Genomic DNA, 10,484 nt, shown 5'->3' with positions numbered 1-10,484 from the left:
ATCGCTGCACGAGACGCGTTCCCCACCACACAACCATGATCGACGATCGAGAACTCGACGCCTCCCCGCCTACCGTGCACGAGCTCGTAAGGGTTGTCCTACCTTGAAGACGTGGGTCTGATCTGGTCGTTCGTAAGATCGGAGGACCCCGGGGGCTCCGGGCATGGCTGTAAAGGCTGAGCCGCTGGATGGCTTACGGGACTTGGCCGCCCGGAGCCCCGCGACGACTCGACCGCTGATTGGGAGACGCGACTCGATCGCTGCTGTAGGACAACGCCGGCGAGGTCGTCTGCGGGATCGATGTACGACGAGCTGGCGGAGGGGAACGTGCCCGAGATCTGGGCCGGGGTGGACATCGGCAAGACGCATCACCACGCCGTGGTGATCAACGCGGAGGGCGAGCGGCTGCTGTCGCGCCGGATCCAGAACGACGAGACCGAGTTGCTCGCACTGCTCGGCGACGTGCTGGCGATATCCGACGACGTGCTGTGGGCCGTCGACCTCAACCATGGTGGTGCCGCCCTGATGATCGGCCTGCTCACCGCCCACGGTCAGTCTGTCGCCTACCTCACCGGCCTGGCAGTGCACCGAGCCTCGGCCACCTACCGGGGTGAGGGAAAGACCGATGCGAAGGACGCCTTCGTCATCGCCGACCAGGCCCGTATCCGCCGGGACCTGGGGCTGCTCAGGCCCGGGGACGAGATCGCCGTCGACTTGCGCACCCTGACCACCCGGCGCCTGGACCTCGTCTTCGACCGCACCCGCCAGATCAACCGCCTCAGGGCTCAACTGCTGGAGATTTTGCCGGCCTTGGAGCGGGCGCTGGACCTGACCAACAAGGGTCCGGTCATGCTCCTGACCGGCTACCAGACTCCGGCAGCGATCCGCCGTACAGGTGCGAAACGGATTGAGACCTGGCTGAAGAACCGCAAGGTGAAAGGCGCCGCCGCACTCGCTCGCACTGCCGTGGACGCCGCCCAGGCCCAGCACACCGCGCTGCCCGGCGAGAGGCTGGCCGCCGCCATGGTGGTCCGCCTTGCGAAGGGGGTGATGGCCCTCGACGAGGAGATCGCGGAACTCGACGCTCTCATCGAGGCCCGGTTTCGCGAACATCCGCACGCCGAGGTGATACGGAGCCTTCCCGGCATGGGCGCCAGGCTCGGCGCCGAGTTCATCGCCGCCACGGGCGGGGACATGAACGCCTTCGGCAGTGCCGACCGCTTGGCCGGCTTCGCCGGCCTGGCCCCGCAGCCCCGCGACTCCGGCCGCGTCAGTGGCAACCTGCACAGACCCCGCCGCTACCACCGCGGGCTGCTGCGGGCGATGTACTTGTCTGCACTAGCAAGCCTCAAGTGCTGCCCCGCCTCCAAGGCGTACTACCAACGAAAGCGGAGCGAGGGGAAGGGACACAAGCAGGCCCTCCTGGCCCTCGCCCGCCGACGCGTCAACGTCCTGTGGGCAATGATTCGTGACAGAGAGTGCTACCAAGTTTCACCCCCCGTCGCAGTCGCGGCTTGACATCAGCATTGGGAAGTCCCGTAACGGGCCCAGGGTCTCAGGCATACTGGCGCTCGTTGTCGCCGGGGTCCGGACCCAGGAGGGGAGCCTGAGTGCCTGAGCTGCGGTGTGAAGCGGTTCGTTGGGTGGATGACGAGCCGTTTCCCGGCATCGTCGAGGTTCAGTTCGTTGATGCTGCGGGCCAACGTTGGTCTTTGATCGACAGGAGCTCGATCTTCGCGCAGTTCGCTGAGTTGACTCCCGAGTCGGTCTACCCGGTGAAGGTCACGGTGGCGTGCGAGGTCCAGGGCGACATCGAGGCGATGGGCGGCGACGGAGTCGTGACTGTCTCCACTTCGCCGGACGGGCAAGATTGGGAAGTCGGGCGATGCCGAGCACGGCCCGCGGGGCCAAGCGGCGGCAGGTCAGGTTTGGGGCAGCGCGGCGATCGCCAGGGCAGGGCAGGCGGGGCGACCGTCTTCGGCCGCCAAGGCGGCGGACAGCTACTGGTCGGGGTGGACGGTTTGGACGCCGGTGCCCGCGTACTCCTTGGATGTCAGGGTGAGCAGGTACCGGCCGGCGGGGCGGGCGGCGTGGATGGCATGGACGGCGGCCCAGGAGTGCCCGAAGCGCAGGAGTTCGGTGGCGGTGACCGCGGCGGCGGTCTCGAACGCCTCGCCGGATGAACCGCAGGCCCTTGATGTAGCCGAGCAGGCCCGGCCGCTCCGTGTCGCCGCCCGTCAGCGACAGCACCGGTGCGTACCGGTCACCGAGCCCGACCGCGATCGGCGCCACTACGCGGCCGCCCGCCGTGCGCGGCGCCGCCCAGGCGCTCAAGCAGGGCCTTCGCCTTCGCTTCGGCCTCCGGGCTCGGCGCGCTGCCGAGGGCGGAGGCAGGCTTGACGCGGGCCAGCTCGGCCCGCTCGGCGTAATCGGCCCGCGTGGGCGTGCTCTGCGCAACTGGGGCTTCCGCTCCTTTCCGTCCTCACGCCACAGCGACTCACGGTGGCCCTCGACGCCGACCTGCTGCGCCGCTACCTGAAGGCCCCCCGATCCCGACCGCTATCACCCGTGAGGCCGTCCAGCACCTCGCCGGCCTCACCGTGGCCGAGTAAGGACGTCGACCCCCACCGCTTCACCGGCCCGTCCCCTGCACTCCACGTCACACTCCAGCGGCACCTCTTCAGGTACCTGCTGCGCACCGGGTCGTCGCTCATCCTCACCACCCACCCGCCGACGACGTCGCCCGCCAGGAAGCCGCCGAAGCCGTCCGCATCCAGGCCGCCACGCCACTGGAGGCGGAGCAAGACCACGACCAGGAGCCGGGCAAGCTCCGCGGTCTCTTCCGCCGCCGGGCCTGACCCCGTACGACGACGCCGCCCCTCCCGCCGGACACGGGAAAGGCGGCGTCGGCGAGCAGATGCCCGGCTCAGGGCTCCTTTCCTGACCGGCCGGGCCGGCCCTGGCCGTCTCGTCGGCCGTGACGAGAACTCGACGCCTTCCGTCGTACTTGAGCAAGCCTGTGGCTCCTGCATGATCGTTCTGCGTCGAGAACAGAAATGACCACGCAGCTCCACCGCATCCCGCATCCGGGGCCGTGCCCGAATGCGTCACTGCAATCGGCCGGGTGTGGTTCGCTGCTAGGGTGACTCAGGACTTGCAGATCGTCGCATTCGAATCCGCCGAGGCATTCCAGGCATGGCTCGGCGAGAACCACGCCGCCTCGTCCGGCATCTGGCTCAAGCTTCGCAAGAAGGGCCCCGGAATCGTCGCGCTGGACTACGCCCAAGCGCTCGACGTGGCACTCTGCTACGGCTGGATCGACGGCCAGAAGGCCAAGTTCGACGATCAGTGGTGGCTCCAGCGGTTCACCCCGCGCAAGCCGCGCAGCAAGTGGTCCAAGGTCAACCGGGACAAGGCGGCCGCCCTGATCGAGCAGGGCCGGATGCGTCCGCCGGGGCAGGCCGAGGTCGACCGCGCCAAGGCAGACGGCCGCTGGGAGGCGGCTTACGACGGCGCGAAGACCGCCACGGTGCCGAACGACCTCGCGGAGGCCCTGACCGCCGACCCGGCCGCGGCGGAGTTCTTCGAGACGCTGGACCGGCAGAACCGCTACGCGATCCTTTACCGGATCCAAGACGCCAAGAAGCCCGAGACCCGGGCGCGCCGGATAGAGAAGTACGTAGCGATGCTGGCGAAGGGCGAGAAGCTGCACCCGTAGTCACGGAGGGGGGCCGCAGCCGTGTGGTGCCGCAGGGTCCCGGCGCGCCTGCGGCCCCGTCAGCAGCGACCAGGTGCCCTCACTGAACGTAACAAAACGGCAGAGGCCCCGGGCAGGCGCACCGCTCAGGTTGGTTTCTTCCTGTTCGGCGACGTTCGACAGGCGCATCATGCTGCCGCGATCGGCGTGAGGAAGATCCACACGGGGCCGAACGGATCACGCAGCATCGCCTGCCGTGCGCCATAGGGCATGTCGGTCGGTGCCGTGAGGAGCTCGGCGCCACAGGTCACAGCTGTCTGCGACCGCTGCGCGATCCGGACGCGCCGGAGCTGGATGCAACGCGCTCATCCTTCACGGGAACCGGTCCGCGTGGGTCGGCGTCCTTCCCTGAGTCCGCAAGATCGACTTCGTTGAAGGACGCATCTATGACCGGTACGGCCGCCCGCTACCTCTATCTCGCCCGTCACGGCGAGGCATCGCCGGATGAGAGTGAATTGACGGATGCGGGCCGCCGCCAGGCTGCCCTGCTGGGGGAGCGGCTCAGCGGGGTTCCACTGGCGGCGATCCACCACGGCCCTCTTGCCCGTGCCGAACAGACCGCCCGGCTGGTCGGTGAGCAGCTCGACGGAGTTCCCTGCCGTCGTTCCGAAGCGGCCGGCGACTACCTCCCCTACCTGCCCGCACGCGAGGAACTTCCACCGCAGGCAGCGGACGACTGGATCGAGTTCCTGCACCAGTTCACGGCCGAGGAATGCGAGCAGGGCCCGGGGCTCGCCGCAGCGGCACTCGCAGAGTTCACAGGCACCGTCGTCGGAGATGAACCGCGGCACGAGCTTGTCGTCACCCACAACTTCCTCCTCGGCTGGCTCATCCGAGCCGCCCTCGACGCGCCCAAGTGGCGATGGCTGGGCATCAACCATGCCAACGCGGCCCTGACCGTCATCCGCTACACACCTGACCGTCCCCCGGCGGTCCTCCTCTTCAACGACACCGGCCACCTCCCCGCCGAGCTCCGCTGGACCGGGTTCCCGCCAGAGCTCCACGTCTGAGGCCCGTAGCTGTGTCGACATCTTGAGGTGCATGTTGATCCGGCCCGGGAGATCACGGCGGCCTGTATGTCGGACCGCCATGTTGGCCGGGCGAGGGCGGCCCAGGCCTGCCCCGGCTTCCTCCCGCAGCTTGCCTATGCCGCCCTTGACGGTCATCTCGACCGCGTCCATGACGGCCAGCTGCGGATCACGGCTCTTGTAGCCGTCCATCGCCTCAAGGAACTACCCCGAGATCCGCCCATGGTCGCGACGTAGGCGTCGCGCAGCCGTCCAGGGCCGCTCTCGCGTCGCACCAACGCGTCCACCGGGGCCACCTCGTAGCCGAGCTCGGCGGCATACGCCACGGTGGTCGTGGCATCCCAGAAACGTCGTCGTCCTCACCGTGGCAGAGATCCGCCGGCTCCTGGAACATCTCCTGCCCCGTTACAGAACCCCATACGACGCTCGAGAACGCACTGGACTGGTCCCACTGGCGACGCTGCCGCCAAGACGCGGCCCGGCGTTGCCACGACGAAAGAAGAACCAGCTCAGGTCACGCGTTCACAGCGTCGCGGGTGAGACCGGTGAAGCTCTCGGTGAACTCAGCGATCAGCGCCAGGGCCTCCTCCGGGCTGCCGGAGTCCAGCAGCACACCGGCTGGCTGTACGGGGTCTCGGAGTCGTCTGCCTGGAGGCGGTCCAGTCGCCAGGTGCGCATCTCGCCGGCCTCGCGGTCGACGGGCGGGGCCATCGCATGATCACAATCAGTGTCGGTTCCCCTCACTGCTCAACGGCGCGCTGCGTATATCCGGACCGTAGATATCGCGGACCCGCGTAGCGATCGCCTCCTGCGCCGTCTCCACGGCGCCAAGAGACCGCTAGATTGAACCCCCACGGGACATGTCGTTGATGTACGCGTGGGCTGAGGTTGTCCAGTGCCGGGCCTGCTCGTCTAGTACGAGGCCCTTCTGGCTGTGCACCTTGCGATTAGCAGCTGCCAGCCGCCTGTTCAACTCCGGTGCCGCCTGGACGCCGGCCTCCACCGCTTCATGAAGTGCGAGCGCCACGGTGAAGAGTTCCGTGAGCGCCTCGTGCACTTCGATGAGGTGCGTCAGTTCGAACGACTCCCGGCGGTCGAGGCGCGCTTGGTCGCGGTCCAGGAGGCGCAGCTGTCTCTCACGCTTGAGAGCTGCGGCCTCCTTGCGGGCGTCGGCCCATTGGTTCAGCGCGACACCGAGGATCAGTGTCAGCACTGGCAATACGGCGGTTATGGTCCATTTCCAATCCACCTGGCGGAAGGTACATCGGGCCCGTGGATTCTGCGTCCCGAGACGACGGTCTCGCCCGGACGAACCGGAGCGGGCCGCTGGACGTTCACGCGGCAGTCGCACGGGGGAGGCAGGGTCACAATCCCCGCCCGACGGACCGGGCCGCACAACTGCCGCTGCCCGGGACGCTACGCCCCAGCTGGCACGCCTGCCATAACCGAGTACACGATCAACCCCCTTGCTCCGTGGCGTCGGTGATGCTCACGGACACCTTCGTACCCGCCGAAGCAGTCTGGATCAGAGACGGCGTGTAGTTCAGGCTGGTCTGGTTCGACAGCTCGGCTGTCTGGATGACCGGGCCGGACTCGTCGCCGCGGATCGTGTAGGTGATCTCGTACACGGCGTCCGGGTCGATGCTGCCACTGTCGCCCAGGAAGGTCATCTTCGGCTCGACCGTCAGGTTGCAGCCCGCCGACCCGAAGCACTGGCGCTTGGTGGTGCGCAGCTCGATGTCGAAGCTGTCGGCATCGACCGTGGCGTACGTCTGCTCCGACTCCTCCGCGCTGGCGGGCGTTGCCTCCTCGGCCGGGGCGCTCGCCTTGGCGGTGGCGGCCGGCTTGCTGCCGTCGTGGCCGGACTGTACGACCACGATGCCGGTGGCGACGACAGCGGCGATAACGGCGGCGGCCGAGCCGATGATGACGAGATTGGTGCGGGACTTCTTCGGCGCCGGCGGTGGAGGCGGGAAGGCGGGGAGCGGTGGCGTGGGTGTGGTGTTGTTCATGGGTCCCCCCCAGGGATCGTGCGGTGTGGGAATGATGCGTACGCGTGTGCTGGCCGTGTGGCGGGTGTGGTCAAGCTGTGACCCGAACGCCGCGTACCCGGCACCGGCGGGACCGGAGCCCAGCGTGGCAGGTACGCGGCCCCAGCCGCCGAATCACATCCACGGGGCCGGCCCGGTCCGCGTTGCCCAGCCCGCCAGCGCCCCGCTGTCGACGAGCCGGATACCGTGCTGAGTCCCGTAGCCGACCGCGGGCTTCGTGAACACTGACGTGGTCACGACCGCGGCGACCTGCGCGCGGTGGACGCTGTAGCAGGTCCCGCCGAATCGCTGCAGATCCGGCGAGCCGACCTTCGTGGTCGGCCCGTACCGCTTGCACTGGATCACGATCCGCCGCCCGTCCGGAGCCGTCGCGATCACGTCCGCGCCGAGGTCACCGGCGCCGCCGACGACCTGCACGCCGCGACAGCCGTCCCGCTCGCACAGGAACGCGATCGCCTGCTCGAACTCACGCGAGTTCATGGCGTGGTAGCGGGCGATCTCGGTCGACTGCACGGCCCTGATGTGGCGTTGCTCGGCCTGCGTCCGCAGCTGTGCCCGGCCCACCGTGACCGCGCCGCCGACGATGAGGAGCAGCATAAGGACGGCGCTCGCCTCGTTGCCGTCCGCGTACATGAGGAGGGCGGCGACGCCGAGGAAGACTACGGCCGGCAGACCGATGCAGCCGATGACGCCCTGCGGTACTGGCCTGGTTCTGTGCGTGGGTGTGCTCATGGTGTCCCCCCAGACGTTCATGCTGACGCTGCATCATGCCGGGTTTCCGGATCATCTGTGGGCCTGTTCATCGAGATGAGTGATCCGTTCTTGGCGGTGTTCCAGACGACGTGAGTGCGGACCGGGTTGACGTCGTCATCGATCAAGGTGAAGGCGTTGTTGCTGGTGTTGTTGCCGGGCTGACCTGCGGCAACAACGGCAACGTCCTCCGGGCGCGGGGCGATCTGGGTGAGCGACGGGGCCGCCCTTGACGCCGGTCGACGTGCCGCGGCCCTGCACGCGTACCGGCTCGACGGGGATCTGCCACTTGTCGAGCGCCTCGCGGACGCGCTCGGGGGTGGTGCCGATGTCGGCGGCGAGGATGGCCACGTGAGCGTGCGGTGTGCCGACCTTGGCGAGGAGATGAGGAGGTCGGCGATCGTGGGCAGAGCAGGCCCGGCAGGGGCCTGCTCGACTGTGGCTTGGGCGCCCTTGTCAAGCTGATCCTGCTCGCTCTCGGGCTGCGCCGGGTGCTGCTTCGGCTGCCAGTCGTCCCGGCGGGCGTGGTAGGCCGCCACGATCCGCACGACCGTGGAGGCGGCCAACAGCCACCACCAGGCGCCGGACTCGATCCGGCTGTACGCCCAGCCGCCCAGCCGGACGCCGACCTTGCGGAGGATGCAGACGGCGGCGGCCAGGAGAGCCAGGCGGAGACGATCCATAACCCGGGCGAGGACGAGCCGGTCGCCTGGACGTTCCGCACCGGTCACGGCGCCGGGAGCCGGTACGGCGTGGTCACCCGCACGGCCGAGGTCTCCCCGGGGGAAGACGAGGTTACAGACCGGTTTACCTATGAGACCCGGTGGATGAAACTCCTCGATCACCCTTGGATGAAGGTCAATAGGTTGCGGAGGAGTCAAAGGACTCGCTGCTCTTGGGACAGACGGCGCTGCGGTGCAGTCATTTGCTACCAGATGGCCATACTGTCACTCAAATACCGCTGGCGGAAGCGCTCAAATACCTGATCTAGTCGCGCCGGTTCCGGGAGGTATGACTGGTCTTCCGGATCGCTGCCTGCAATGAGAGCATCCAAGGTGTTATGCGCCCACGCGTTGAGGAGAAATTCTGCAGATCTGTCGCGCAACAAAGGGCCGGACCAGAGGCCATCGGCGAACTGCATGAGCGGCGGATGTGCCGCGCCGTGGATAAAACTGAGGTGGTCGAACTCGTCCTTCCCCCCATCCGCCATCACATAAACCGATGTGGTGCTGGGAAATATGAAGCGAGATGGCGACTCACTCCAGTGGTGGCGGAGGTACAGGCCACTTCGGATGACGGCGTTGAGATCACCGACCAAGTGCTGGTCGGCGGCAGGGTGATCGTCCAAGCCGGGCTCGGCATGGGTGATCGGTTCGGCATAGCTCACGCCCGCTTTACGCGGGATTGAGTCGAGTAGGTAAGCGATACCCTCTTCTTTGCCCATACCTGGGAAGTCGTGCAAGTGCATGTTCCGGGCGATGAACTTATAGATTTTAACGAATCGGCTTGGTGGGTAGATGTCGTCCCAGTCCAAGTGAGTGATCGGCGAGCCCCAGTAAGGCAAGGCCGGGTTGGTGGCAAGGTGCACGACGACCAGAAACATGGCTGGTGTCGTGCCTGCCGGGCAGAGCTGATTCGCCACCTTCCATGCGTCGCCGTAGACCGGCTCGTCAAGCTTATAGTTGACAAGTTTGGATATTTCAGTCAAGTTTCGCTCATCGGTCAGCCAACTGGGCCGAAGCTCATCCAGTGTGGAGGCGCATTCCCACAAGGAGCGGGTGGTCAAGTGCAGTCCGTCGACCAGAACGTGTCTTACTTGCCCCCGTAGGAGGCCGTCGGTTACCTGGCTTCGGGGATTCGTAGTCATGCCAGAAAAGGACTCGGCCGCTCGCCACGCTAGGCTGATCGCGGTCTCCACGGCGTGCTCAGGATGCCAGCGGACGTTTCTGAGGTTCTCCATGTCAAGGAGCGCCTCGTAGGTGAAGCGCAGGTCGAGCCAGGAGTGACCTTCTAGGGCGAACCAATCACCTGTTGCGGACGGGTCATAACCGGAATCGTACGACCAGATGCCAGCCGCAGGAACCAGCAGATAGCAGGGGCGCCGCAAACACTTCAGGCACCGGAGTCGACGGCATCAGGTTCCGCTGTCTCCTCCTCGGGACGCTGCTCCCGGCTCTCGGGTGTGCCCAGCCCCTCCGTCGTAAGGGCGCCGCGTCTGCGGGCGGACGCCACCGCGCGCTTGAGTAAGTCGTACACGGCGCTGCTGGCCACACCTACGCCAACCTCAATGATTAAGGTGGCGAGTTCAGCGTTGCCGAGCCGGTGACTTTCTTGCTCGACTCGGACGATGGACGTGGATGCACCGACCGAGAATTCCGGACTGCTGTTGAGGTCATCCAGCAGCATCCTCAAGTTCGGGACTTCTCCAGTGATCCGTACCTGGGCCATCTAATCTCCCGTTCCTCGTCCATGGGGCTCCCTGCGAGAGCTGGAAGGAGCTTAGACACCGGCCCGCCAGCCAGGAGGCACTTTGAGCCTTTTTCAACCTCACGTTGAGGGGGCCGTGACAGGGAAGACTGCAGTGCTTCCTCAGATGCGTCCACCCGACTGGGCCGCGACGTCGGTCTGGCACCGGTTGTCGCTGAGGCGGGGGGTGGTTGGTGTGTGGGGTGGTTGGTGAGCTGGTGTGTTGGGGGTGGGTTGATAACTGGGTGGGGTGGGGTGGGGTGTGGGCTTTGTGACTTGGGGTTGTGTGGGTTGCAGTGGGAATGGCCAGGGTGTTGTGGGTAGCTTCTGGGTCTAACAGCGGCTAACACAATGAGATGGATCGGTCCGGCAGTCGTTCGCAGGGCGCTGAACTCAGTTCGGCCTCAGCACCTGGCCTGGTCGTGCTGGGCG

Annotated in this window: 10 protein-coding genes and 1 pseudogene; 4 read left to right on the top strand and 7 right to left on the bottom strand. The window is 66.9% G+C overall.

What is annotated here, in order from left to right:
• Positions 1 to 300 precede the first annotated feature (300 nt).
• The 4 genes from IG05_RS0140420 (at position 301) to IG05_RS0140400 (ending at position 4,767) form a co-directional block, all read left to right on the top strand.
• Positions 301 to 1,518: an IS110 family transposase gene (locus IG05_RS0140420; RefSeq protein WP_030349099.1), complete on the top strand. Its 1,218-nt coding sequence runs from the start codon at positions 301 to 303 to the stop codon at positions 1,516 to 1,518.
• A gap of 92 nt (positions 1,519 to 1,610) precedes the next feature.
• Entirely contained in the window at positions 1,611 to 2,183 is a 573-nt protein-coding gene (locus IG05_RS48160) for a hypothetical protein (protein WP_158839145.1), read from the top strand.
• A 941-nt stretch (positions 2,184 to 3,124) separates the two neighbouring features.
• Positions 3,125 to 3,718 carry a YdeI/OmpD-associated family protein gene (locus IG05_RS0140405; RefSeq protein ID WP_037815787.1) on the top strand — a complete coding sequence of 198 codons (594 nt, stop codon included), beginning with the start codon at positions 3,125 to 3,127 and terminating at the stop codon, positions 3,716 to 3,718.
• Between the two features lie 425 nt (positions 3,719 to 4,143).
• Entirely contained in the window at positions 4,144 to 4,767 is a 624-nt protein-coding gene (locus IG05_RS0140400; RefSeq protein ID WP_030349095.1) for a histidine phosphatase family protein, read from the top strand.
• An 18-nt stretch (positions 4,768 to 4,785) separates the two neighbouring features.
• Here IG05_RS0140400 and IG05_RS49800 read toward each other — a convergent pair.
• From IG05_RS49800 to IG05_RS0140360, 7 genes and pseudogenes are all read right to left on the bottom strand, one after another.
• A pseudogene (locus tag IG05_RS49800) lies at positions 4,786 to 5,129 on the bottom strand (transcriptional regulator); the annotation flags it as partial.
• Positions 5,130 to 5,623: 494 nt separating this feature from the next.
• Positions 5,624 to 6,034: a hypothetical protein gene (locus IG05_RS0140385; protein WP_158839143.1), complete on the bottom strand. Its 411-nt coding sequence runs from the start codon at positions 6,032 to 6,034 to the stop codon at positions 5,624 to 5,626.
• Between the two features lie 208 nt (positions 6,035 to 6,242).
• Positions 6,243 to 6,797 carry a hypothetical protein gene (locus IG05_RS0140380; protein ID WP_030349092.1) on the bottom strand — a complete coding sequence of 185 codons (555 nt, stop codon included), beginning with the start codon at positions 6,795 to 6,797 and terminating at the stop codon, positions 6,243 to 6,245.
• 153 nt (positions 6,798 to 6,950) lie between these two features.
• Positions 6,951 to 7,568, bottom strand: a complete 618-nt coding sequence (locus IG05_RS0140375) for a restriction endonuclease (protein ID WP_107051515.1) — start codon at positions 7,566 to 7,568, stop codon at positions 6,951 to 6,953.
• A gap of 17 nt (positions 7,569 to 7,585) precedes the next feature.
• Positions 7,586 to 8,431: a hypothetical protein gene (locus IG05_RS44025; protein ID WP_158839141.1), complete on the bottom strand. Its 846-nt coding sequence runs from the start codon at positions 8,429 to 8,431 to the stop codon at positions 7,586 to 7,588.
• A gap of 83 nt (positions 8,432 to 8,514) precedes the next feature.
• Entirely contained in the window at positions 8,515 to 9,294 is a 780-nt protein-coding gene (locus tag IG05_RS0140365) for a hypothetical protein (RefSeq protein WP_158839139.1), read from the bottom strand.
• 404 nt (positions 9,295 to 9,698) lie between these two features.
• Positions 9,699 to 10,034, bottom strand: a complete 336-nt coding sequence (locus IG05_RS0140360) for a hypothetical protein (protein ID WP_030349088.1) — start codon at positions 10,032 to 10,034, stop codon at positions 9,699 to 9,701.
• Positions 10,035 to 10,484 lie beyond the last annotated feature (450 nt).

The organism is Streptomyces sp. NRRL S-1022 (assembly GCF_000720135.1).
Lineage (GTDB): Bacteria > Actinomycetota > Actinomycetes > Streptomycetales > Streptomycetaceae > Streptomyces.
Note: the sequence above shows the minus strand (reverse complement) of the source record. Positions and strands in the feature narration are given on the sequence as shown.